The organism is Streptomyces sp. HUAS TT7 (assembly GCF_051550175.1).
Lineage (GTDB): Bacteria > Actinomycetota > Actinomycetes > Streptomycetales > Streptomycetaceae > Streptomyces.
This window is the reverse complement of record NZ_CP196175.1, coordinates 4,604,975-4,628,092: the sequence shown is the minus strand read 5'-3', so window position 1 is coordinate 4,628,092 and position 23,118 is coordinate 4,604,975. Positions and strand designations below refer to the sequence as shown.

Here is a 23,118-nt window from a genome sequence, read left to right as displayed (position 1 = left end):
CCGAAGGGTCACTCGGAGTCGGACTCGCCCGCCTCGCCGCCCTCGACGTCCTTCTCCAGGCCGAGCTGCTCCAGGAGCCACTTGTCGAACTCGATCGAGGCACGGACCCAGCTCACGGTGGACGACACGAAGTGCTCCAGGGCGACGCCGGTGCCGATCAGCATCTGCGCCTCGCCGATGAGGCGGACGGTGCCGTCGTCGTGGGTGTGCGTGTAGACCTTCGGCCACAGGGTGCGGCGGTTCCAGTCGTCGATCGACTCCAGGATCTGGACCTTGTCGTCGATGCTGTGCGGCCGGTCGTAGAACGTCCGCACCGAGAAGACCTGCTGGTCGTCCTCGCCGCGGAACATGAAGTACGTACGGAAATCCTCCCACGGCGCGGCGAGGTCGCCCTCGTCGTCCACGACGTACTTGAGCTCCATCTGGTCCAGGAGCTGCTTCACCAGGTCCTGGTCGGGAACGACGGGCCCGGACGGCGCACCGCCGGACTGCGGGCCCTGCTGAGCCCCGAAATTCGGAATCGAGGACGGGTCGATGCTCATCGTGAATCTTCCTTCGTACGGTTCCGGTCATCCTCCCCCATGCCGGGGCAGGGGTGGCAACCCCTGCCCCCGGGTATCCGCTGCGGGCTGACCGAATCGGGCCGGGGTGGCAGGATCGGCCTTACTTCGCCGCCCCCACGATCAGCCCCTCCCCGAATCGGTCGACCCGAACCGTGTCACCGTCGGTGACTTCGCCCGCCAGGATCTCCTTGGCGAGCCGGTCGCCGATGGCGGTCTGGATCAGGCGGCGCAGCGGGCGCGCTCCGTAGGCCGGGTCGTTGCCCTCGTCGGCCAGCCACTGAAGGGCCTCGGGGGTGACGTCCAGGGTGAGCCGGCGGTCCGCCAGACGCTTGGCCAGGCGGTCGATCTGGAGTCCGGCGATGTGGGACAGCTCGTCCTTGGTGAGCGCGGAGAAGACCACGAGGTCGTCGAGCCGGTTGAGGAACTCCGGCTTGAAGGAGGCCCGCACCACTTCCAGGACCTGCTGCTTCTTCTCCTCCGCGCTGGTCAAAGGCTCGACCAGGTACTGGCTGCCCAGGTTGGAGGTGAGGATCAGGATGGTGTTGCGGAAGTCGACCGTGCGGCCCTGGCCGTCGGTGAGGCGGCCGTCGTCGAGGACCTGGAGCAGGATGTCGAAGACCTCGGGGTGCGCCTTCTCCACCTCGTCCAGGAGCACCACGGAGTACGGGCGGCGGCGGACGGCCTCGGTGAGCTGGCCGCCCTCCTCGTAGCCGACGTAGCCGGGAGGCGCGCCGACCAGACGGGCCACGCTGTGCTTCTCGCTGTACTCCGACATGTCGATGCGGACCATGGCCCGCTCGTCGTCGAAGAGGAAGTCGGCGAGCGCCTTGGCGAGCTCGGTCTTGCCGACGCCCGTCGGGCCGAGGAAGAGGAACGATCCGGTCGGCCGGTCCGGGTCGGCGATCCCGGCCCGGGTGCGGCGCACCGCGTCCGAGACGGCCTGCACCGCCTCCGACTGGCCGATCAGGCGCTTGCCCAGCTCGCCCTCCATGCGGAGCAGCTTCTGCGTCTCGCCCTCCAGCAGGCGCCCGGCGGGGATGCCGGTCCAGGCGCCGACCACATCCGCGATGTCGTCCGGACCCACCTCCTCCTTGACCATGCTGCTTTTAGTGTCACCAGTCTTGGACTTCTCCTGCTCGGCCTCGGCCTCGGCGGCCTCCTCCAACTCCCGCTCCAGGCCCGGGATTTCGCCGTACAGGAGCTTGGAGGCGGAGTCGAAGTCGCCGTCGCGCTGGGCGCGTTCGGCCTGGCCGCGCAGGTCGTCGAGCCGCTCCTTCAGCTCACCGACCCGGTTGAGGCCCTGCTTCTCCTTCTCCCAGCGCGCGGTGAGCCCGCGCAGCTCCTCCTCCTTGTCGGCGAGGTCCTTGCGGAGCTTGTCCAGGCGCTGGAGCGAGCCGGCGTCGGTCTCGTTCTTCAGCGCCAGCTCCTCCATGCGCAACCGGTCGACGGCGCGCTGGAGTTCGTCGATCTCGACGGGGGAGGAGTCGATCTCCATACGGAGTCGCGAGGCCGCCTCGTCGACCAGGTCGATGGCCTTGTCGGGCAGGAAGCGCGAGGTGATGTACCGGTCGGAGAGGGTGGCGGCCGCGACCAGGGCGCCGTCCGCGATCTGCACCTTGTGGTGCGCCTCGTAGCGGCCCTTGAGCCCGCGCAGGATCGCGATGGTGTCCTCGACGCTCGGCTCGGCCACCAGGACCTGCTGGAAGCGGCGCTCCAGCGCGGGGTCCTTCTCGATGCGCTCGCGGTACTCGTCCAGCGTGGTCGCGCCGACCATACGCAGCTCGCCGCGCGCCAGCATCGGCTTGAGCATGTTGCCCGCATCCATCGCCGAGTCGCCGCCGGCGCCCGCGCCGACCACGGTGTGCAGCTCGTCGATGAACGTGATGATCTGGCCGTCGCTCTCCTTGATCTCGGAGAGGACGGTCTTGAGGCGCTCCTCGAACTCGCCCCGGTACTTCGCACCCGCCACCATCGCGCCGAGGTCCAGCGAGACCAGCCGCTTGTTCTTCAGCGACTCCGGCACGTCCCCCTTCACGATGCGCTGGGCGAGCCCCTCGACGACGGCGGTCTTGCCGACGCCGGGCTCGCCGATCAGCACCGGGTTGTTCTTCGTACGCCGCGAAAGCACCTGGACGACCCGGCGGATCTCCTGGTCCCGGCCGATCACCGGGTCGAGCTTGCCCTCGCGGGCGGCCGCCGTGAAGTCCGTACCGAACTTCTCCAGCGCCTTGTACTGACCCTCCGGGTCGGGTGTGGTCACCCGGCGCCCTCCCCTGCTCGTCTCGAACGCGTCAAGGAGCTTCTTCGCGCTCGCCCCCTGCTGGGAGAGGATCTCACCGGCCTGTCCGCCCTTGGCGGCGAGGCCGATCAGCAGGTGCTCGGTGGACAGGTAGTCGTCGCCCAGCTCCTTGGCCCGCTGGGCCGCGTCCGCGATGACGGCAAGCAGCTCGCGGTTGGGCTGGGGCGGGGCGACGGTGGAGCCGGTCACGCTCGGGAGCGCGGCCAGGAGCCGCTCGGCGCCGGAGCGCACCGCGGCCTGGTCCGCCTCCACGGCGGCCAGCAGGTCGATGACGTTCTCGTTGTCCTGGCCCTCCAGGAGCGCGAGCAGCAGATGCGCGGGGGTCAGATCCGGGTGGCCCCCGGCGACGGCCCGGTTGCTCGCGGCGTTGATCGCGTCCCGGCTCTTGTTCGTCAGCTCGGCATCCACGTGCGTTCGCTCCTCCTCGTCGTACGCCTTGGCAATGGCTTCACCACCTATGACCCTTCCAACGTACACAAAGTTGAGTCCATTCCGCTCAAGGCATGAGGAAGGGAGGGTGAGGGGCTAGGTTGCTTGGCCATGGCCATGGACGTACGCAAGCCCGACGACGCCTATCTCAGCTTCTGGCGCGAGCGCCACATCTGCACCTTGACGACGCAGCGGCCGGACGGCTCGCCGCACGTGACGCCGGTGGGAGTGACGTACGACCCGGAAGGGGGGCTCGCCCGGATCATCTGCAACAAGAACAGCCGGAAGGTCGCCAACGTCCTGGCGGCGCTCGCGGTGGACCCGGCGGGCGCGCGGGTCGCGGTCTGTCAGCTGGAGGGCAGGCGCTGGGCGACGCTGGAGGGCCGCGCGGTCGTGCGCACGGAACCCGAGCCGATCGCGGACGCGGTGGAGCGCTACGCCGTGCGCTACCAGCGGACCCCGGCCCCGAACCCGGACCGGGTGCTGATCGAGATCAGGCTGACCAGGGCGATGGGCAACACCTGATCCGGTGGCCGTCCGTACCCGGACAGCACAGCGGCGCCACCGTGTTCAGGTCCACGATGGCGCCGCTGTGTGGGGGAAGCACCTGCGCGATGTACAACGACGGGGGATCGCGTCAGGCACTGCGGGGGGTGGCGGTGGATGAATCGGGTTGAGCCTCCGACTCGAAAAGCTGGTGGTCACGTTGGTCGAGATTCACGAAGACCATGCCGTACCGGACAACACAGCGAATGGGCTGCGGTGCCCCGCGCGGCCGGCGCAGGCACCGGTAGGCACGGACGTCCTCGTCGTCCTCACGGGCGATCAGGATCGGCTCACCGAGCAGAGTGACCATCAACGAATCGCCACGAAAAGGAACTGCTGTGGCGAGGTCGATGAAGTGCCACCCCGAGCGGTAGGCCGTGGCCATTTCGCGACGGAAGGTGCGGTCGTCGGGCGGGAAGCTCATGCGACAGCACCCTTAGGGGCGGACTCCCAGGTGACGTCCCCGCCTATCGCCGCGACCTTCGGTGCGATCTCCCAGGTGACGTCCTGTGCGGTCGTGGCTGAGGACTTCGCGGGGTGGGTCTCCCAAGTGACGTCCCCAGGCGCCGAGAGAGCGCAGAGAGCAGCCGCCACAACGGCTGTCGTGCTTAGTGCTCGAACCATCCTGCTCATGGCCGATCTCCACCTCTTTTGATCATTACCTCCCCCCGCGGATACGACGATGGCCCACTCCGGCCACTTGCACCAGCGCAGCCAGGCATCATGTTCCTGTAATTCAAAAGGATGAGGGGGGTGCAACTAGGTTGAAACAAGGGCACATAGGACACGATCACGGCCCAGTTGATCTGTGCGAGACAGGAACGGCTCTGTACGCCCTTGCCCTGCGTACAGGCGGGATTACCCGCTCAGAGGCCGACTCCGCCCCGTGTCTGGTCGACCTCACCCTGCTGCGCCCCGATCCCGACGACGCCCAGCTGCTGCGCCCGGTTCCGCCCACGGTGGTGCTCAACCTGCTGACCCAGCCGCTGGAACGCGAGATCCAGGAGCGCAGAAAGCAGTCGGTCGCCCTCGCCGACACCTTCGAGCCATTCATGTCGATCGCGACGCCCGCGACCACCGGCACGCACGCGATCACGGTCCTCGAAGGCCTGGAACTGATCAACGCGACCCTCGACCGCGTCATCAACGAGTGCACCGAGGAACTGCTCGTCATCCAGCCCGGCAGCGGCCGCAGGCCCGAGAGCTTCGAGGCGGGGCTGCGCCGCATAGAGCCGCTGCTCGCCCGCGGCGTCGAGATGCGCACCCTCTACCAGCACACCGCCCGCCACCACTCCGCCACCATCGGCTACGTGGAACGGATCGCTCCGTACGGACTGGAGGTGCGCACCCTGGAGGAGATCATCGACCGGCTCATCATCATGGACCGCAAGGTCGCCTTCATCCCCGCGCGCAGCGACCGCCAAGTCGCCCTGGAACTGCGGCACGAGGGGCTCGTGCAGTACCTGGTGGGCGTCTTCGACCAGTTCTGGCAGTACGCCACCCCCTGGGACGACGAGGTGCCCTACCACCTGGAGACGGCCGGCATCACCGGCGTCCAGCGCTCCATCGCCAAGCTTCTGGTGGAGGGCCACGTGGACGAGGCGATCGCCCGCCGCCTCGGCATGAACGTACGCACCTGCCGCGCGCACATCGCCAAGCTGGCGGCCGCGCTCGGCAGCGGAAGCCGGGCCCAACTCGGCTTCCTCATCGCACAGTCCGGCATCCTGGACCAAGACGCCTGAAGCCGTCACCGCGGGGCGACCGGGTGCGCGGGGCCGCCGAGGCCGGCCCGGGCAATACGGACGCCGAGCTGTGCGCGGCTGGAGGAGCCGAGCGCCTCGGCGAGGCGGCCGATGTGGTGGCGGCAGGTGCGCACACTGATGCCGAGCCGCTGCGCGACGACCGCGTCCTGGTGGCCCTCGGCGAGCAGCGCCGCGATGACCCGCTCGCGGTGCGTGATGCCGGCGATGCCGGTCGCGGCCGGTACGGGTTCGGCGAGCGGGACCGCCCGGTTCCACAGGCACTCGAAGACCGTTACCAGGTGGCCGACGAGGGCGGGCTGGCGCAGCTCCAGGGCGCTGGTGCGCTCGGGGTTCGCGGGCAGGAACGCCACCGTGCGGTCGAAGACCATCATCCGGTCGGTGACCTCGTCCAGGGTGCGCACCTCGGCGCCGTCGCCGAGCCGCTCCAGGTAGGCGGTCAGGGCCTGCCCGTAGCGGGCGACGTGCGTGTACAGGGTGCGCATCCGCGCGCCGCGGTCCACAAGCGCCGGGTCCCGCGTCGAGGCGTGCGCCAGGATGCTCGGGGAGCGGATCCCCTCGGGCTGCACGGTCAGCATCTCGGTGGTGCAGGCGGCCGAGGCCGCGGCGATGGCCGCGTCGATCTCGTCGAAGCCGTCGAGCACCCGCACGGCCGCGCAGGGCTCGGGGGCACACGGGCCGATCGACGCGTACCGCTCGAAGGCCTCGGCGATCCGGCCCGCGCGGTGCCGCGTGTCGGCCAGGCCGTCGTGGATGCCGCGCACAAGGAGAGCCACGGCAGCGGCGTCCACCTCGCCGCCCCCCGGCCCTGCATCCCCGTGAGTTGAGCTGTTCATTCTGAACACCACGATGCATCGGGAGCCGCCGGGCCACCACCATCATGTTGCTGCACTGCATCAACTGGAGGTGGAATAAAGCTCGACATGTCCACATGTTGCGTACGCCGTGGATTACCGAGGGTGCGCATCGAGGCCCAACTGGGCGATGCGGACGCCGAGTTGGGTGCGGCTGCTGCTGCCGAGCACGTCGGCGAGGCGGCTGATGTGGTGGCGGCAGGTGCGCACGCTGATGCCGAGCCGCTGGGCGATCACCGCGTCCTGGTGGCCCTCGGCGAGCAGCGCCGCGATGACCCGCTCCCGGTGCGTGACGCCCTCGATGTCGGTGGCCGCGGGCACGGCCTCGGTCAGCGGCACCGCGAGCCGCCACAGCCGCTCGAAGACGGTCGCGAGGTACTCGACGAGCGCCGGGTGGCGCAGCTCCAGGGCGCTGCTGTCGTCCGCGGCGGCCGGGATGATCGCCACCGTACGGTCGAACAGGAGGAGGCGGTCGGTGACTTCGTCGAGGGTGCGCACCTCGACCGCGCGGCCCTCCAGCTGGTGCAGGTAGTCGGTGAGACCGGTGCCGTAGCGGGCGACATGGGTGTACAGGGTGCGCATGCGCACCCCGCGCCCCACCATGTCCAGGGCCCGCGGCAGCGCCTGCGACAGGACGTGCTCGGGGCGGATGCCGCGGGGCTGGATGGTGAGCGCCTCGGTGGCGCAGCCGGCGATCGCGTCGTCGATGGCCGCGTTGATGCGGGGGATGCCGTCCAGGACGCGGATGGCCTCGGTGCCGGCCGGCGCGGGCGCGTCCAGGGCGGCGAAGCGCTCGAATGCCGCCGCCACCACGCCCGTCCGGGCCTGGCTCGCCGCGATGTCCTCGTGGATGCCGCGCAGCAGCCGTGCCATCACCGCCTGCGGGGAGGTCGGCAGGAGCCATTCGGGGGCGCACGGGTCGGGGTGCAGGAGGCCGAGGTCGATCAGGCAGGTGGCGTCGCCCGCGGCCTCGCGCGCGAGGCGTCCGGCGCGCAGCGCGTCCGCGTACGCCCGTTCCCCGGCCGCGCACAGCCGGTCCGCGCCATGCGGATGCGCCACCTGCTCAGACATGCTCTCCCCCGCCTCCCTGCGACCGAGCCCGATGACCTTATCCCCATCGGGCCCCGCGTTCATGGTGATCGCCGGGTGATCGCCGAACGCGAAAGGCCCGCCGCCCCCGAAGGGGACAGCGGGCCTTGTCGGACGCGTGGAGGAGTCGGCCCGACCTCGGGCTACTCCGACGACCTCTTCGGGCGCCAGACGACCAGCGCGCTGGCCTGCTGGACGTCCTGGTACGGGACCAGGTCCCGCCGGTAGGAGGCGTGCACCTGGGCCTCGCGCTGCTGCATGGCGACGGCCGCGCCCTCGACCGCGGAGGACAGCTCGGCGACCCGGGCCTGGAGGGCGGCGACCTGGTTCTCCAGCTCGATGATGCGCTTGATGCCCGCCAGGTTGATGCCCTCGTCCTGCGACAACTGCTGCACCGTACGGAGCAGTTCGATGTCGCGGGCCGAGTAGCGCCGGCCGCGCCCGGCCGTGCGGTCGGGCGAGACCAGGCCGAGGCGGTCGTACTGCCGCAGGGTCTGCGGGTGGAGGCCCGAGAGCTGGGCCGCCACCGAGATGACGTACACCGGCGTCTCTTCGTTCAACTCGTAAGCCCTAGAAGCAAATTGGGGCTGTCGACGCTGGCGGGGGTCCATCTCATGCTCCCTTCGCGGCCTGGAACAGTTCTGCCCGCGGATCGGTGCCCGCAGTCGCCTCGCGGTAGGTCTCCAGGGCCTCGCGGGCCTTGTCGTCCAGTTCCTTCGGCACGGTCACCTCGACCGTGACAAGCAGGTCGCCCCGGGTGCCGTCCTTGCGGACCGCGCCCTTGCCGCGGGCCCGCATCGTACGGCCGTTGGGGGTGCCCGCGGGCAGTTTCAGGGTCACCGGCGGGCCGCTGAGGGTGGGCACCTTGACCTCGGCGCCGAGGGCGGCCTCCGTGAAGGTGACCGGCACCGTGACGGTGAGGTTGTCGTCCTTGCGGCCGAACACCGGGTGCGCGTCGACGTGGACCACGACGTACAGGTCGCCCGCCGGACCGCCCCGCTCGCCCGGCGCGCCCTTGCCGCGCAGCCGGATCCGCTGGCTGTTGCTGACGCCCGCCGGGATGCGGACCTGCATGGTGCGCGAGGAACGCGCCCGGCCGCTGCCCTTGCAGACGTCGCACGGGTTCTCGGCGATGAGGCCGCGGCCCTTGCAGTCCACGCACGGGTCGGTCAGCGAGAAGCCGCCGCCCGAGCCGCGCGAGACCTGGCCGGTGCCGACACAGGTCGGGCACACGCGGGGCGTGCCGTTCTTGTCGCCGGTGCCCGAGCAGGCCTTGCAGGGGGACTGGCTGGACAGCCGGATCGGGACGGTGGCCCCGTCGACCGCCTCGGTGAAGCTGAGCGTCACCTCGGACTCCAGGTCCTGCCCGCGGCGCGGCTGGGTGCGCGTGCCGGTGCCCGCGCCGCCCCGGTTGAACAGGCCGCCGAACACGTCGCCGAGCCCGCCGCCGAAGCCGCCGGCCCCTGCGCCGCCGCCCGGCTGCTGCCCGCCGAACAGGTCGCCCAGGTCAAAGTTGAAGCTGCCGCCGCCCGCGCCCGGACCGGCCCGGAAGCCGCCGTTGCCGAACAGGGCGCGCGCCTCGTCGTACTCCTTGCGCTTCTTGGGGTCGCCGAGGATGTCGTTGGCCTCGGAGATCTCCTTGAAGCGCTCCTCCGCCTTGGCGTCGCCCTTGTTGGCGTCGGGGTGGTTCTCGCGCGCGAGCTTGCGGTACGCCTTCTTGATCTCTGCGTCGGTGGCGTCCTTGGGGACGCCGAGAACCTTGTAGTAGTCCTTCTCGACGAAGTCCTTCGTGTTCATCGACGTCCCTCCTCCCGGACGATCACTTCTTCAATGACCGCTGCGTCAGCCCTTGTCGGGGCCACCGCTCTCCTCGTCGCTCGACTTTTCTTCCTTGGCGGCCGCGCCCGGCTGGGGCTCGGCCACCGCGACCCGCGCGGGGCGGATCGTACGCTCGCCGAACCGGTAGCCCGGCTGCAGGATCGCCACGCAGGTCGTCTCGGTGACGTCCGGCGCGTAGCTGTGCATCAGGGCCTCGTGGACCGTCGGGTCGAAGGGCTCGCCCTCCTTGCCGAACTGCTGCAGGCCCATCTTCGCGGCGACCGTCTCAAGAGACTCGGCCACCGACTTGAAGCCGCCCTGCAGCTCGCCGTGTTCACGGGCCCGGCCGATGTCGTCGAGCACGGGCAGCAGCTCGGTCAGGAGGCCTGCGACGGCGATCTCCTTGACCGTGACGCGGTCCCGCTCCACGCGACGGCGGTAGTTCTGGTACTCGGCCTGCAGCCGCTGGAGGTCCGTGGTGCGCTCGGTGAGCGCCGTCTGGGCCTGGTCCAGCTGAGCCTGCAGAGCGATCTCCTTGGCCGCGTCCCCGGCCGGGGCCGCCTTCCCCTCCTCGGAGGAGTCGGCGGCCTTCGGCTCGGCGTCTTCCTGAGCGCCGGAGGGGACGTCGGGCTTCTCCTCGAAGCCCGGGGTCTCCTCAGACATCAGGCGGCGCCGCCCTTCGCGTCACGCGGCTTCTCGTCGTCGACGATCTCGGCGTCGACCACGTCGTCTTCCTTCGACATGTTCGGGGCTTCGGCACCCGGAGCGGCGCCGGCCGCACCCTGCGCGGCCTGGGCGTCGGCGTACATGGCCTGGCCCAGCTTCTGCGAGACGGCGGCGACCTTCTCCGTGGCGGTGCGGATCTCCGCCGAGTCCTCGCCCTTGAGCTTCTCCTTCAGCTCGGCGACGGCGGCCTCGACCTCGGTCTTGACCTCGCCCGGGACCTTGTCCTCGTTGTCCTTGAGGAACTTCTCGGTCTGGTAGACGAGCTGCTCGCCCTGGTTGCGGCTCTCGGCGGCCTCGCGGCGGCGGTGGTCCTCCTCCGCGTACTGCTCGGCCTCCTCACGCATGCGGTTGACCTCGTCCTTCGGCAGCGAGGAGCCGCCGGTGACGGTCATCTTCTGCTCCTTGCCCGTGCCGAGGTCCTTCGCGGTCACGTGCATGATGCCGTTGGCGTCGATGTCGAAGGCGACCTCGATCTGCGGGACACCGCGCGGGGCCGGCGGCAGACCGGTCAGCTCGAACATTCCGAGCTTCTTGTTGTACGCCGCGATCTCGCGCTCGCCCTGGTAGACCTGGATCTGCACGGACGGCTGGTTGTCCTCGGCCGTCGTGAAGATCTCGGACCGCTTGGTCGGGATCGTGGTGTTGCGCTCGATGAGCTTGGTCATGATCCCTCCCTTGGTCTCGATGCCGAGGGACAACGGGGTGACGTCGAGGAGCAGGACGTCCTTGACCTCGCCCTTGAGGACACCGGCCTGGAGGGCAGCGCCGATGGCGACGACCTCGTCCGGGTTGACGCCCTTGTTGGCCTCGTTGCCGCCGGTCAGCTCCTTGACGAGCTCGGCGACGGCCGGCATGCGGGTGGAACCGCCGACGAGAACGACGTGGTCGATCTCGGAGAGCTGGATGCCCGCGTCCTTGATGACGTTGTGGAACGGCGTCTTGCAGCGCTCCAGGAGGTCGCTGGTCAGCTGCTGGAACTGGGCGCGCGTGAGCTTCTCGTCCAGGTGCAGCGGGCCCTCGGCGGACGCCGTGATGTAGGGCAGGTTGATCGAGGTCTCGGTGGACGAGGACAGCTCGATCTTGGCCTTCTCGGCGGCCTCGCGGAGGCGCTGGAGGGCCATCTTGTCCTTGGACAGGTCCACGCCGTGACCGGACTGGAACTGCTTGACCAGGTAGTCGACGACGCGCTGGTCCCAGTCGTCACCACCGAGGTGGTTGTCACCGTTGGTGGCCTTCACCTCGACGACGCCGTCGCCGATCTCCAGGAGGGACACGTCGAAGGTGCCGCCACCGAGGTCGAAGACGAGGATGGTCTGGTCGTCCTTGTCGAGACCGTAGGCCAGGGCGGCGGCCGTCGGCTCGTTGACGATGCGCAGGACGTTGAGGCCCGCGATCTCGCCGGCCTCCTTGGTCGCCTGGCGCTCGGAGTCGTTGAAGTACGCCGGCACGGTGATGACCGCGTCGGTGACCTTCTCGCCGAGGTAGGCCTCCGCGTCGCGCTTCAGCTTCTGCAGGATGAAGGCGCTCATCTGCTGCGGGTTGAAGCTCTTGCCGTCGAGCTCGATCTTCCAGTCGGTGCCCATGTGGCGCTTGACCGAGCGGATGGTCCTGTCGACGTTGGTGACCGCCTGGCGCTTGGCGACCTCGCCGACCAGCACCTCGCCGTTCTTCGCGAAGGCGACGACGGACGGCGTGGTCCTGGCGCCCTCTGCGTTGGTGATGACGGTGGGCTCGCCGCCTTCAAGAACGCTGACGACGGAGTTAGTCGTGCCCAGGTCGATGCCGACCGCACGTGCCATTTCGATTCCTCCTGCTGACTACTTGAGTGGAACTGGCTCAAGAATGCACCATCCGTCCCGCCCGGTCAACAGAGCTGAGTCTAGGGCACTCAACTTTTATGTTGCGCTTAGGTGCGCCCGGCCTGTCCACGGCCGGCTGAAATCCCGCTACTCCGCCCGCGCCGCAGGCACCGGCACCCGCCCCGACGGGTCGAGGGCCCCCTCCCTCAGCAGAACCAGGTCGCACCGCAGCATCCGGCCGTCGCTCGGGTCGGTGAGGCCCGGCGCGAGGGACATCAGGGTCAGGCCCAGCCGCTCCCGGGCCAGCGCGAGCAGGTCGTCGAAGAGCCGGCCGCCCGCGAAGAGCGGCACCAGCGGCGCCCCCATCCGCACGCCGCAGATCTCGTCCCCGAACTCCCCGACGCCGCCCAGGACTTGAGCCTCGTACCCCTGCACGTCCAGATGGAGGAAGACCCGCTCGCCGGGGGCGACGAGCTGCTCCCAGAGCCCGTCCAGGCGCCGGGTCTCCACGATGGCCTTGCCCGTGTGCACGGTGCGGGGGTGGCGGGGCAGCATCGGGAGCAGGGAGCTGGCGGGGCCGAAGTCGCCGGAGACGTTGAGGGTGGCCTGGCCGGTGCGGTCGCCGAGCGCGTACGGCAGCACGCTCCAGGTGTGGTCGGAGGCCGCGCGGTGGCGCAGTTCGGCGCGGGGTTCGCGCAGCGGCTCGAAGGAGACGATGCGGCCGCGGTAGCCGGCCTCGCGCAGCATCGCGCCGAAGTCGCCGCGGTACGCGCCGACATCGAGGACCAGGTCGATCTCGTACCGGGCGAGCAGGCGGACCAGTTCGCGGTCGCCGGGGTGGTGGCGGCCCACGTCGATGCCGAACCAGCGCATCGCGGCGTGTGCGGGGCGCCGGAGTGCCCGGAACGGGTTCATCCTCGGCCTCCCGCGAGGTCGACGGGAGCGCCGGCGCTCTCGTTGGGGGTGCGGGCGTGCGGGGCGCGGCGGCGAGCGGCGTCCCCGTACACCGGCACCCGCAGGAGCAGCACGACCGCGACGGGCACGACGAGACCCAGCGGCAGCGCCGCGACCGGGTCGATGCGCCCGTCGTGGATCTGGAGGCCGACCAGCGTGGCGGCAAGGGCCGCGACACCGAGGACAACGGCCGCGCCCTGCGTGCTGAGCCCCATCTTCCGCAGCCGGTGGGCGATGTGGTCGCCGCCCCCGCGCAGTATCGGGCGGCCCGCGCGGCGCCGCGAGACCAGCACGAGCAGGGTGTCGCTGAGAACGACGAGGGTCAGCGCGAAGAGCTCGGCACAGGTCTGCGCGCCGGGCTCCCGGGTGTGCACGGCGACCGCCGAGGAGGCGAGCAGGAACCCGGTGAACAGAGAGCCGCAGTCGCCGAGATGGATGCGGGCCGGGTACCAGTTGTGCAGCAGGAACCCGGTCAGCGCGGCGGCCAGCACGCTCAGGAGCAGCCCGTGCCCGGGGCGCCCCTCGGCGATCGCGCACACCGCGAGGCCGAGCGCGGTCACGGCGGCGACCGCGCCCATCGCGCCGTCGGAGCTGTCCAGGAGCTGGAAGGCGTGGGTGACGAAGACGATCCACAGCACCGCGAGCGCCCCCGCGCCCGGCGAGAGCCCGGCCAGCGTGACGACGGCGGTCGCCGCGGCCGCCTCCACCACGAGCCGGACCCGTGCGCCCAGCGGCCACAGGTCACCGACCAGGCCGATCAGCGCGACCGCGCCGGACGCGGCGAGCAGCGGCGCGACCCCCTCGCCGAGCTCGGCGATGTCGAGCACCGGCCCCGCGCAGGCCACCCCGAGGGTGGTGAGACAGACGGCGATGCCGCCCAGGTGCGGGGTGACGTCGCCGCCCTTGCGGCCGAACTTCAGCATCACGGCGCGGATCAGGGCGGCGAGCAGAGCGGTCACCACGACGGCCGACGTCGCGGCCGCGAGCCCGTGCAGCATGTCGGCCGCCCCCTCAGCCGAGGTGCTGCCCGGCCGGCGACGCGGCGGGCTCTCGGAGGCCGGGCGGGACGACGGGGGCTTCGGCGCGGGCCCGGGCGATCGCCGCGTCCAGGATGTCGTCGAGGGAGCGGGCCGGCCGCCACCCGGTCAGCTCGCGCAGCGGCGCCGTGTCGAAGGGCCGGACGTGCTTCGCGTACGCCTCGTGCGGGACGCGGTCGACGACGTACGGGTAGTGGCGGACGGCGGACGTGCCGCCGCCGCGGGCCAGGGTGCGTTCGGCCAGGGCCATCACGGTGATCTCCTCGCTGCCTGCGATGTCGAAGTCGGCGCCCGCCGCGCCGGGACGGTCGAGCAGGGCGAGCAGCGCGTCGACGGCGTCGGCGACGTCGAGGAAGCGGCACCCGCGGGTGCCGTCGCCGTGCACCACCAGGGGATCGCCCGCGACCACCCGGCGCACGAGCCGGGTCAGCAGGGTCGCGTGGCCGGGCGACTGGCGCGGCCCGACGGTGTCGCCGTGGCGTACGACGGTGGCGCCGGAGGCCGCCTCGCCGCGGCCGTCCGCCGCCGCGATCACGAGCCGTCTGCCGTGCCGCAGGGCGGCCGCGCCGATGGCACCGGTCACGGGCGCGAGGTGGACCACGGTGTCGCAGCAGGCGGTGAGTTCGTCGGCCAGGCGCTCGTCCAGGACCGAGCCGCGCACGAAGCGCAGCCGCGGATCGGACCAGGCGGCGGCGAGGTTGGCGCGGGCGCCGGTGGACAGGTCGTCGAGCACGAGCACGGTGTGGCCCTGGCCTAGCAGCGCATCGGCGAGGTGCGAGCCGATGAATCCGGCACCACCGGTGACGAGGTACGTGGCGGGAGCTGGCATGGGGACGCCCATTCGGTTCGGCCGACGTTGCGGACAACAAGTTAGTTTGTTATGTCCGCATATGTGGTGAATAACACGATGGATATCCGGCACCGACCAAGGGCACGCTGAGCGACACAGATCACCGCTTGCGCGGCTACAGTGCGGCGGTAGAAGTGGGTACGCTCAGGTGGACTGGATAAGTTACTGCTTAGTAATGCGTCCGGGCCCGTCCCCGTAACCCACCTCGCAGGCCCGAGGAGCCCCCTCATGCAACTCGCCGCGATCATCGTGTCGCTGGTCCTAATCGCGGTCGGCGTAGCGCTGTTCGGCCGTGCCCTCGTGCAGATCTACCGCTTCGTGCGGCTCGGCCAGGCCGTGCCGGCCGGTACCCGCACGGCCGACCCCTACCGGCGTGCGGTCACCGTGGTGAAGGAGTTCCTCGGCCACACCCGCATGAACAAGTGGGGCATCGTCGGCGTCGCGCACTGGTTCGTGGCCGTGGGCTTCTTCTCGCTGCTCCTGACGATCGTCAACGCCATCGGCCAGCTCTTCAAGGCCGACTGGATCCTGCCGGTCATCGGCGACTGGGCGCCGTACAACGTGTTCGTCGAGTTCCTCGGCACGATGACCGCGCTCGGCATCCTGACGCTCATCGTCATCCGGCAGCTGAACCGGCCGGGCCGGCCGGACCGCAAGTCCCGGTTCGCGGGCTCCAACACGGGCCAGGCGTACTTCGTCGAGGCCGTCATCCTCATCGTCGGCATCTGCATCTTCACGCTGCACGCGCTGGAGGGCGCCCAGCACCACGTCGACGGCTACGAGGCCTCGTTCTTCGTCTCGTACCCGGTCGTCGCCTGGTTCCGCGGCATGGACCTGTCCACGCTGCAGAACCTCACGTACTTCTTCGCGGGTCTGAAGATCGCGACGTCGTTCATCTGGATGATCACGGTCGCGCTCAAGACCGACATGGGCGTCGCCTGGCACCGCTTCCTGGCCTTCCCCAACATCTTCTTCAAGCGCGAGTCGGACGGCGGCGTCGCCCTCGGCGCGCTCCAGCCGATGGCCTCCGGCGGCAAGCTCGTCGACTTCGAGGACCCGGGCGAGGACGACGTCTACGGCGTCTCGCAGATCGAGCACTTCTCCTGGAAGGGCATCCTCGACTTCTCCACCTGCACCGAGTGCGGGCGCTGCCAGTCGCAGTGCCCCGCCTGGAACACGGGCAAGCCGCTCTCCCCCAAGCTCCTGATCATGTCCCTGCGCGACCACGCGCACGCCAAGGCCCCGTACCTCCTGGCCGGTGGCGGCAAGGACATGGAGGGCAACGAGAAGGCGACCGAGGAGCAGCTCAAGGACGTCCCGGCGGCCGCCCTCGCGGAGGCCGAGCGCCCGCTGATCGGCACCGTCGAGGCTGCATCTGACAGCGGCTTCGCCGCGGGCGGCGTCATCGACCCGGACGTCCTGTGGTCCTGCACCACCTGCGGCGCCTGTGTCGAGCAGTGCCCGGTCGACATCGAGCACATCGACCACATCGTCGACATGCGCCGCTACCAGGTGATGATCGAGTCCGCGTTCCCGTCCGAGGCGGGCACGATGCTCAAGAACCTGGAGAAGAAGGGCAACCCCTGGGGGCTCGCCAAGAAGCAGCGCGTCGAGTGGACCAAGGAGGTCGACTTCGAGGTCCCGATCGTCGGCAAGGACATCGAGGACCTCACCGAGGTCGACTACCTGTACTGGGTCGGCTGCGCGGGCGCCCTCGAAGACCGGGCGAAGAAGACCACCAAGGCCTTCGCGGAGCTGCTGCACATGGCGGGCGTCAAGTTCGCGATCATGGGCGGCGACGAGAAGTGCACCGGTGACTCGGCCCGCCGCCTCGGCAACGAGCCGCTGTTCCAGCAGCTCGGCCAGGAGAACGTGGCCATGCTGAACATGGCGTACGGGGAAGACGATGAGGACCCGGCGACCAAGAAGCCGAAGTCCGCGAAGAAGATCGTCGCGACCTGCCCGCACTGCTTCAACACGATCGCGAACGAGTACCCGCAGCTGGGCGGCGAGTTCGAGGTCATCCACCACACGCAGCTGCTCCAGCACCTCATCGACGAGGGCAAGCTGGTCCCGGTCACCCCGGTCGACGGTCTGATCACCTACCACGACCCGTGCTACTTGGGCCGTCACAACAAGGTCTACACGCCCCCGCGCGAGATCATGTCGGCCGTCCCGGGCCTGCGCCAGCAGGAGATGCACCGCCACAAGGAGCGCGGCTTCTGCTGCGGCGCCGGTGGTGCGCGCATGTGGATGGAGGAGCGGATCGGCAAGCGCATCAACAACGAGCGCGTGGACGAGGCCCTGTCCCTCAACCCGGACATCGTCTCGACGGCCTGCCCGTTCTGCCTCGTCATGCTGACGGACTCCGTCAACGGCAAGAAGAACGATGGCAAGGCCAAGGAGAACCTCCAGGTCGTGGACGTGGCGCAGCTGCTCCTCGACTCGGTGAAGACCCCCGTCGACCCGGCCGGCACCGCCGAGGCGGAGAACGCGCCGGAGCCCGAGCCGGTGAAGTAACACCGGTTCACGGACGTACGGAAGCGGCCGGTTCTGCCCAAGGGCGGAACCGGCCGCTTTCCGTTGTACGCGGCCTGCCGGACGGAGTGCCTCGTACCCGGCGTCGTCAGCGCTGGTCGCCGCGGCGGCGCAGCATCGCGAAGCCGAGGCCCGCGGCACCCGCGGCGGCCAGACCGCCACCGGCGGCGATCATCGGCGCCTGGTCGGAGGAGGTGTTGGAGACGCCCTCGGCACCGGCCTTGACGCCGCCCTTGGGAACGACGCCGGCGGCGGTCTTCACCGGCTGCTGCTTCTTCTTGCCGTCCTTCTGGACGGTGTACTTCTCGATCAGCTTGCCGTTGAAGTCGTAGACCCAGCTGCTGCCACCGTTCTTGCCGTCGATGACGACGAACTTGTAGACACCCTTGCCGGCGTTGACGATCTTGTAGGTCCAGCCGTCGTTGAGGGCCGACGGGTCCTTGAGGTCGATGGCGCCGAGGAAGTTCCCGTTCGGCATGGAGATCTCGACGCGCGGGCCGTCGGTCGTCTTGATGAGCTTGGCTATGCGGCCGTCGGGCATCGTGATCTTCACGGAGGAGATCACGTCGGACTTCTTGTCGCCCTTCTTCCGCTCGTCCTTCCTGCGCTCGTCCTTGCGCTCGTCCTTCTTCTCGGACTCGTCCTTCTTGCCGCCCTCGCCCCAGGAGGTCACGCTGCCGTCCGGGTTCAGCACGATGTACAGGCCGTTGTTCTGACCGGTGGCGGAGGCGCCCTTGGCCACGAGGGTGTCGAGCTTGCTGCCGTTCGCCCAGATCTCGGCCTCGTAGTGGTTCTGGCCGAGCTTGTAGACCTTGGCGACCGAACCGTCCGCGAGCTTGACGGACTTCACGAAGGAGCGAACGTCCTTCTTCGTGTCGTCCTTCTTGGAGTCATCCTTCTTGGACTCGTCCTTCTTCCCGCCCTTGTCGGTCTCGTCCTTCTTGGACTCGTCCTTCTTCTCGTCGTCCTGGCCGGGCAGGACCTGGTCCTTCTGGTCCTTCGGGTCCTCGGTGCCGGGCAGCACCTGCTGCCGGCCCTGCTGGTCGGACGGCGTGGTGGGCGAGTCGGCGAAGGCGGCACCGGCCGGGAGGGCGAGCGCGGCGATGGCTCCGGTGGCGATGGCGGCGGTGCGGATGGTACGGCGGGTGGCGCGCATGGGTGCTCTTCCTCGTAACGTAGAAGCGTGAAGCCTGTTTGTTATGTCGTGTCTGTGGCCCTTTGTGGCGGCGACATCAACAAAGCTACGAGTGCGATGTTTGGGTAATGCGTAAGCAATGTAACGGCTTCCTCCTACTTCGCCCGCGGCCGTGTAAATCGCTCGGAATTCAACCAAAACGGTCAGGAATTGACACCCTGCGCATTCACCTCGTCACCGAGCGCCGACCACCGAGTCACAGGAAGTCCCCCCGCGGCGCCGGGTCACGTAGTGCTCGTAGCCCATGCAGATGTGCTCGGCGCCCGGCACGATCAGCAGGCCGAAGTCCTTGTCGGCGGCGATGGGCCGGTCCACGAGCCGCATCGTGAACTGCGGGCGGACGTTGTCGTCGAGGCACGGCACGAAAGCTCCCCCTAGGGGATGTCACAGCTCAGCCGCAAAGGCGTCCGGTTCCGGCGGCCCCCGGTTGGCGTACCAGCGGAACAGGTACGTTCGATTCGTGGCTGGATTCAGGATCGGACGCGGCGGCCGGGACAACAACAACCGCCCCCCGCGGCAACCGCAACAACAAGGGCAGCAGCAGGCACCGGCACAACAGTGGCCGGACGGCCGGCAGCAGCCGCAGTACGGGCATGGGCAGGGGCACGCACAGCAGCAACCGCAGAGTTACGGGCAGGGACAACCGCCGCAGTACGGGGGCGGGCAGCCGCAGTACCGGGGGCCCTACCCGCAGCAGGACGAGCCGGAGTACTTCGGCGACCCGTACTACCAGGACCAGGGTCAGCCGCAGGGCTACGCCCCCGCCCAGGACCCGTACGCGAACAACCCGGGCCACACCCAGGCGTTCAGCGTCGGCGAGGACCCGTACGGCGACGGCGCGACCTACCGGGCGGGCGCGGTCACGGCCCCGCCGAGCGGCCCCCGCCTGCACTGGAAGGAGCTCGTGTCCGGCATCGTGCTGCGGCCGGGCCCGACGTTCTGGCAGATGCGGGACTACCCGGTGTGGGGCCCGGCGCTGATCATCACGTTCCTCTACGGGATGCTGGCGATCTTCGGCTTCGACAAGGCCCGCGAGGACGTCATCAGCACCACGCTGTCCAAGGCGGTGCCGGTGGTCCTCACCACCGGCGTCGTGTTCGTGGTCGGCGGCCTGATCCTCGGCGCGGTCACCCACACCCTGGCCCGCCAGCTCGGCGGCGACGGCGCGTGGCAGCCGACGGTGGGCCTCTCCATGCTGATCATGTCCCTGACGGACGCCCCGCGCCTGCTGCTCGCCCTGTTCCTGGGCGGCAACAACAGCGTGGTCCAGATCCTCGGCTGGGCGACCTGGCTGGCGGCCGGCGCCCTGTTCACGTCGATGGTGAGCAAGTCCCACGACCTGCCGTGGCCGAAGGCACTCGGCGCGTCCGCGATCCAGCTGATCGCGCTGCTCTCACTGATCAAACTGGGCACGATCTAGCCGTACGTACGCGGAAGGGCCCCGCCGGGCTGTACGACCCGGCGGGGCCCTTCGCAGTTCCTGGGGGCCGGACTAGGCGTCCAGCACCTGCCCCTCACGCCGGACAACGGGCGGCTCGACAGACCAAGGGAAGTTGATCCACTCGTCCGTCCGCTTCCAGACGTACTCACACTTGACGAGCGAGTGGGACTTCTCGTAGATGACGGCGCTGCGGACCTCGGCGACGTGGTCGAGGCAGAAGTCGTGCACCAGCTTGAGCGTCTTGCCGGTGTCGGCGACGTCGTCCGTGATCAGGACCTTCTTGCCGGAGAAGTCGATGGCGTTGGGCACGGGGGCCAGCATGACCGGCATCTCCAAGGTGGTGCCCACACCGGTGTAGAACTCGACGTTCACCAGGTGGATGTTCTTGCAGTCGAGGGCGTAGGCGAGCCCGCCGGCGACGAAGACGCCGCCGCGCGCGATGGAGACGACGATGTCGGGCTCGTAGCCGTCGTCGGCGATGGTCTGCGCGAGCTCGCGGATCGCGCCGCCGAACTTCTCGTAGGTGAGGTTCTCGCGCACGTCGTTCTGGTCGTTCATGCTCACACCTGGGTCCGATGGAAATTGAGGAAGGACCGCGAGGCGGTGGGCCCGCGCTGGCCTTGGTAACGAGAGCCGTACCGCTGGGACCCGTAGGGCTCCTCGGCGGACGAACTGAGCCGGAACAGACAAAGCTGCCCGATCTTCATCCCGGGCCACAGCTTTATCGGAAGCGTGGCGACGTTGGAGAGCTCAAGGGTTACGTGACCGGAGAACCCGGGGTCGATGAACCCGGCGGTGGAGTGCGTGACGAGCCCGAGCCGCCCGAGCGAGCTCTTGCCCTCAAGCCGGCTGGCAAGGTCATCGGGAAGCGTGATGACCTCGTACGTCGAGGCGAGCACGAACTCACCGGGATGCAGGATGAAGGCCTCGTCGCCCTCCGGCTCGACGAGCCGGGTGAGGTCGGCCTGCTCGACGGCGGGGTCGATGTGCGGGTAGCGGTGGTTCTCGAACACCCGGAAGAAGCGGTCGAGGCGCACGTCGATGCTGGACGGCTGCACCATGGATTCGTCGTAGGGATCGATCCGTACCCGCCCGGAGTCGATCTCGGCCCGGATGTCCTTGTCTGAGAGAAGCACTCCCCGAGGATACGCAAGGCGCGCGGCCCGCCCCAATCGGACGGTCCCGCGCGCCTGTGGGCCCCGGTACGAAGGGGCGCTACCGCTGTTCGGGCAGTACGGGCACGGCATGACGCAACCGCGCGCACCGCGGACAGCGGATCAGCCGACCGGGCCCGATCCGGCCGGTGCCGAGCTGCTGCATCGGAAACGAATCCGTGGTGAAGACGTGCCCTCCGGCGCAGCGGACGACGGTGCGCTCCAACGAGTCCATCAAGTCGCTCAAGTCCCTTCCCCAACAAGCATGGACGGAGAAACCACCACATTAGGGGATGAACGGGACGCCACTCCACGCGGCACTCCGACCACACACACGCCCTTCACGGTACGCCCCAACTCCCCCTGCCCGCACGGCGATCCCGGCCCGCGACAACGCGACGGCCCCCGGTGAATCCACCGGGGGCCGAGCATGGGGTAGAGTGAGCGACGACCGCTTCCCCATGGGGAACGATCACGCGAGTGTAGTTTAATGGTAGAACATAAGCTTCCCAAGCTTAGAGCGCGGGTTCGATTCCCGTCACTCGCTCCAGTTCTTTGAACCCCCAGGCCCCCGGCTTGGGGGTTGTTTGTTGTCCCGGGCCGCCCTGGGCCCCCGCACGCCTCAACTGGCCTCGCTCACCAGGATTCCGAGGTTTGGGGCAGGGTGTCGGACGGGTGGGTGCGATGGGGCGCCTTGCGCGATCTCCTTGAGAGGTGTGCGCGCGCACGGCCGCGGCGGACGTGACTCTCTGCCGATGCGGAATCGACGCTAGGCAACGCCTAGCGGCGTCACAAGGAAGCGATCTGGCCACTCGCCCACCGAGGGCGGCTCCCGGCCCGCATCGGCTCCGTACGAGGGTTCACGCCCCATGGGGGTGGGCCGGGTGTGCCGGGGTACCGGGGATGCGGGGGTGCAGGGGATGCCGGGGATGCCGCGCCCCTGGTACGAAGGGCCTGCTCCAGCTGAGGTGTGCGGCCCCGGCCACCCGCCCACCCACGGATCGAGGGCATAGATCCGCTCTATGGATGCATTGGTTCGTTACGGCTACCCGCCCCGGGCGGCCGGGCGGAGAGTGGGGGCAGGAAATCAACAACGGACCCCCCGATGAAGCTGGGACCTCATGTACACCCTCCTCTTCCTCCTCATCTTCCTGTGTGTGATGGCAGTGCTCCGCGACTGGCCGGCCCGCGCCCGCAGCCTGCTCTGGGCCGGGACCCTGGCCGCCACGGCGATCGCGTTCCTCCCCCACGTCATCACCCACACCTTCCACATCGCCCTCTGAGGGGGAGAGTTCCCATGACCACTGCAACCGCCACCGCCACCGCCACCGCGACCACCACCAGCCCCGCCCGGCTCTCCAACCGGCTGGGCCTCTGGTTCGCCCACGCCTACGTCGTCGGACTGTGCGGCACCCTCGCGGGCGCGTACTTCTTCCAGTTCGGGCTGTGGGAGTACCCCTGCCCCATGTGCCTGCTGCAGCGGATGTTCTTCCTGCTCAGCGCGGTGGGCCCCGCCTGGATCATCGCCCGCTCCCGCAAGGGCGAGGTGACCACCCGCGAGTGGGCCTCCGGATGGGGGTGGGCCATCATGGCCGCCCTCATCGGCAGCGTCGTCTCGGCCACCCAGGTCCTGATGCACATCGTGCCCCCCGACCCCGGCTACGCCGGCGCCCTGTTCGGCCTGCACCTGTACACCTGGGCCCTGATCGCCTTCCTCGGCGCCGCCGTGGCGGCCGGAGCCGCCCTCTTCCTGACCCCCCGGGCCGAGCCCCTGAACGCCACCGCCGCCTCGCCCCTGCTGCGCAAGGCCGCCACCGTCACCCTGGCCGTGATCACCGTGTTCGCCGCCAGCAACCTGGTCGCCTGCTTCCTCCTCCAGGGCGTCAACTGGCAGATGTCCGGCGACCCCACCAGCTACCAGTTCTTCACCGACCTCGGTCTCTGAGGCGGCGGCCCTGGGGGGCGCGGGCCGCCCCCGTTTGCCGGGTGACAGCCACAGGCCGGCGCCGCGACGGACAGCAGCGCGGCCACCGCTGCGGCAGCCGCGCAGGACGTCACCCCGGAAC

The 23,118-nt window shown here is 69.6% G+C and carries 23 protein-coding genes and 1 tRNA gene; 7 read left to right on the top strand and 17 right to left on the bottom strand.

The features are described from left to right. Positions 1 to 8: 8 nt before the first annotated feature. Positions 9 to 542, bottom strand: a complete 534-nt coding sequence (locus tag ACSHXC_RS20900; RefSeq protein WP_438293044.1) for a YbjN domain-containing protein — start codon at positions 540 to 542, stop codon at positions 9 to 11. 121 nt (positions 543 to 663) lie between these two features. After that, positions 664 to 3,270, bottom strand: a complete 2,607-nt coding sequence (clpB, locus tag ACSHXC_RS20895) for an ATP-dependent chaperone ClpB (protein ID WP_438293043.1) — start codon at positions 3,268 to 3,270, stop codon at positions 664 to 666. A gap of 132 nt (positions 3,271 to 3,402) precedes the next feature. Between clpB and ACSHXC_RS20890 the strand changes: the two genes are divergently transcribed. Then, on the top strand, positions 3,403 to 3,816 hold the full coding sequence (locus ACSHXC_RS20890; protein ID WP_438293042.1) for a pyridoxamine 5'-phosphate oxidase family protein: 414 nt from the start codon (positions 3,403 to 3,405) through the stop codon (positions 3,814 to 3,816). A gap of 112 nt (positions 3,817 to 3,928) precedes the next feature. On the opposite strand, the gene ACSHXC_RS20885 is transcribed toward ACSHXC_RS20890, so the two are convergent. Next, positions 3,929 to 4,261, bottom strand: a complete 333-nt coding sequence (locus ACSHXC_RS20885) for a (2Fe-2S)-binding protein (protein ID WP_053726447.1) — start codon at positions 4,259 to 4,261, stop codon at positions 3,929 to 3,931. Between the two features lie 340 nt (positions 4,262 to 4,601). On the opposite strand from ACSHXC_RS20885, the gene ACSHXC_RS20880 reads away from it, so the two are divergent. Continuing rightward, positions 4,602 to 5,579, top strand: a complete 978-nt coding sequence (locus ACSHXC_RS20880) for a helix-turn-helix transcriptional regulator (protein ID WP_438293041.1) — start codon at positions 4,602 to 4,604, stop codon at positions 5,577 to 5,579. Between the two features lie 5 nt (positions 5,580 to 5,584). Here the strand turns inward: ACSHXC_RS20880 and ACSHXC_RS20875 are convergent, their stop codons facing one another. The 9 genes from ACSHXC_RS20875 to ACSHXC_RS20835 all read right to left on the bottom strand — a co-directional run bounded on the left by ACSHXC_RS20875 (position 5,585) and on the right by ACSHXC_RS20835 (position 14,703). Continuing rightward, complete coding sequence (locus tag ACSHXC_RS20875) at positions 5,585 to 6,373, bottom strand: helix-turn-helix transcriptional regulator (protein WP_438293040.1); 789 nt, start codon at positions 6,371 to 6,373, stop codon at positions 5,585 to 5,587. Between the two features lie 174 nt (positions 6,374 to 6,547). Beyond that, positions 6,548 to 7,522, bottom strand: a complete 975-nt coding sequence (locus tag ACSHXC_RS20870; protein WP_438293039.1) for a LuxR C-terminal-related transcriptional regulator — start codon at positions 7,520 to 7,522, stop codon at positions 6,548 to 6,550. A gap of 161 nt (positions 7,523 to 7,683) precedes the next feature. Further along, entirely contained in the window at positions 7,684 to 8,151 is a 468-nt protein-coding gene (locus ACSHXC_RS20865) for a heat shock protein transcriptional repressor HspR (RefSeq protein WP_438293038.1), read from the bottom strand. 1 nt (position 8,152) lies between these two features. Further along, positions 8,153 to 9,337 (bottom strand): molecular chaperone DnaJ, encoded by a 1,185-nt coding sequence (gene dnaJ, locus ACSHXC_RS20860; protein WP_438293036.1) that lies wholly within the window; start codon positions 9,335 to 9,337, stop codon positions 8,153 to 8,155. Between the two features lie 45 nt (positions 9,338 to 9,382). Further along, on the bottom strand, positions 9,383 to 10,021 hold the full coding sequence (grpE, locus tag ACSHXC_RS20855; protein WP_438293034.1) for a nucleotide exchange factor GrpE: 639 nt from the start codon (positions 10,019 to 10,021) through the stop codon (positions 9,383 to 9,385). Then, positions 10,021 to 11,883, bottom strand: coding sequence for a molecular chaperone DnaK (gene dnaK / locus ACSHXC_RS20850; protein ID WP_438293033.1), 1,863 nt, complete (start codon positions 11,881 to 11,883; stop codon positions 10,021 to 10,023). Before dnaK ends, grpE begins: the two co-directional genes overlap by 1 nt. Positions 11,884 to 12,030: 147 nt before the next feature. After that, positions 12,031 to 12,798, bottom strand: coding sequence for an FkbM family methyltransferase (locus tag ACSHXC_RS20845; RefSeq protein ID WP_438293031.1), 768 nt, complete (start codon positions 12,796 to 12,798; stop codon positions 12,031 to 12,033). Continuing rightward, positions 12,795 to 13,835: an MraY family glycosyltransferase gene (locus ACSHXC_RS20840; RefSeq protein WP_438293030.1), complete on the bottom strand. Its 1,041-nt coding sequence runs from the start codon at positions 13,833 to 13,835 to the stop codon at positions 12,795 to 12,797. Before ACSHXC_RS20840 ends, ACSHXC_RS20845 begins: the two co-directional genes overlap by 4 nt. 13 nt (positions 13,836 to 13,848) lie before the next feature. Next, entirely contained in the window at positions 13,849 to 14,703 is an 855-nt protein-coding gene (locus ACSHXC_RS20835) for an NAD-dependent epimerase/dehydratase family protein (protein ID WP_438293028.1), read from the bottom strand. Between the two features lie 249 nt (positions 14,704 to 14,952). Here ACSHXC_RS20835 and ACSHXC_RS20830 point away from each other — a divergent pair, with 249 nt between their 5' ends. Beyond that, a complete protein-coding gene (locus ACSHXC_RS20830; protein ID WP_438293026.1) occupies positions 14,953 to 17,244 on the top strand; it encodes a (Fe-S)-binding protein in 2,292 nt (763 codons plus the stop codon). A 106-nt stretch (positions 17,245 to 17,350) separates the two neighbouring features. Here the strand turns inward: ACSHXC_RS20830 and ACSHXC_RS20825 are convergent, their stop codons facing one another. Both ACSHXC_RS20825 and ACSHXC_RS20820 read right to left on the bottom strand, forming a co-directional pair. After that, a complete protein-coding gene (locus ACSHXC_RS20825) occupies positions 17,351 to 18,418 on the bottom strand; it encodes a hypothetical protein (protein ID WP_438293025.1) in 1,068 nt (355 codons plus the stop codon). Positions 18,419 to 18,631: 213 nt separating this feature from the next. Continuing rightward, positions 18,632 to 18,820, bottom strand: a complete 189-nt coding sequence (locus ACSHXC_RS20820) for a hypothetical protein (RefSeq protein WP_438293023.1) — start codon at positions 18,818 to 18,820, stop codon at positions 18,632 to 18,634. A 97-nt stretch (positions 18,821 to 18,917) separates the two neighbouring features. Here ACSHXC_RS20820 and ACSHXC_RS20815 point away from each other — a divergent pair, with 97 nt between their 5' ends. Continuing rightward, entirely contained in the window at positions 18,918 to 19,877 is a 960-nt protein-coding gene (locus ACSHXC_RS20815; protein ID WP_438293021.1) for a YIP1 family protein, read from the top strand. Between the two features lie 72 nt (positions 19,878 to 19,949). On the opposite strand, the gene ACSHXC_RS20810 is transcribed toward ACSHXC_RS20815, so the two are convergent. The 3 genes from ACSHXC_RS20810 to ACSHXC_RS20800 form a co-directional block, all read right to left on the bottom strand. Then, positions 19,950 to 20,456 carry a phosphoribosyltransferase gene (locus ACSHXC_RS20810; RefSeq protein ID WP_114040692.1) on the bottom strand — a complete coding sequence of 169 codons (507 nt, stop codon included), beginning with the start codon at positions 20,454 to 20,456 and terminating at the stop codon, positions 19,950 to 19,952. Between the two features lie 2 nt (positions 20,457 to 20,458). Further along, a complete protein-coding gene (dcd, locus tag ACSHXC_RS20805; RefSeq protein WP_167158741.1) occupies positions 20,459 to 21,034 on the bottom strand; it encodes a dCTP deaminase in 576 nt (191 codons plus the stop codon). Between the two features lie 79 nt (positions 21,035 to 21,113). After that, positions 21,114 to 21,299 carry a hypothetical protein gene (locus ACSHXC_RS20800; protein WP_159047789.1) on the bottom strand — a complete coding sequence of 62 codons (186 nt, stop codon included), beginning with the start codon at positions 21,297 to 21,299 and terminating at the stop codon, positions 21,114 to 21,116. A 229-nt stretch (positions 21,300 to 21,528) separates the two neighbouring features. On the opposite strand from ACSHXC_RS20800, the gene ACSHXC_RS20795 reads away from it, so the two are divergent. The 3 genes from ACSHXC_RS20795 (at position 21,529) to ACSHXC_RS20785 (ending at position 22,997) form a co-directional block, all read left to right on the top strand. After that, positions 21,529 to 21,602: transfer RNA gene (locus tag ACSHXC_RS20795), tRNA-Gly, on the top strand. Between the two features lie 571 nt (positions 21,603 to 22,173). Beyond that, positions 22,174 to 22,335, top strand: a complete 162-nt coding sequence (locus tag ACSHXC_RS20790; RefSeq protein WP_438293019.1) for a hypothetical protein — start codon at positions 22,174 to 22,176, stop codon at positions 22,333 to 22,335. 14 nt (positions 22,336 to 22,349) lie between these two features. After that, on the top strand, positions 22,350 to 22,997 hold the full coding sequence (locus tag ACSHXC_RS20785) for a disulfide bond formation protein B (RefSeq protein ID WP_438293018.1): 648 nt from the start codon (positions 22,350 to 22,352) through the stop codon (positions 22,995 to 22,997). Positions 22,998 to 23,118 lie beyond the last annotated feature (121 nt).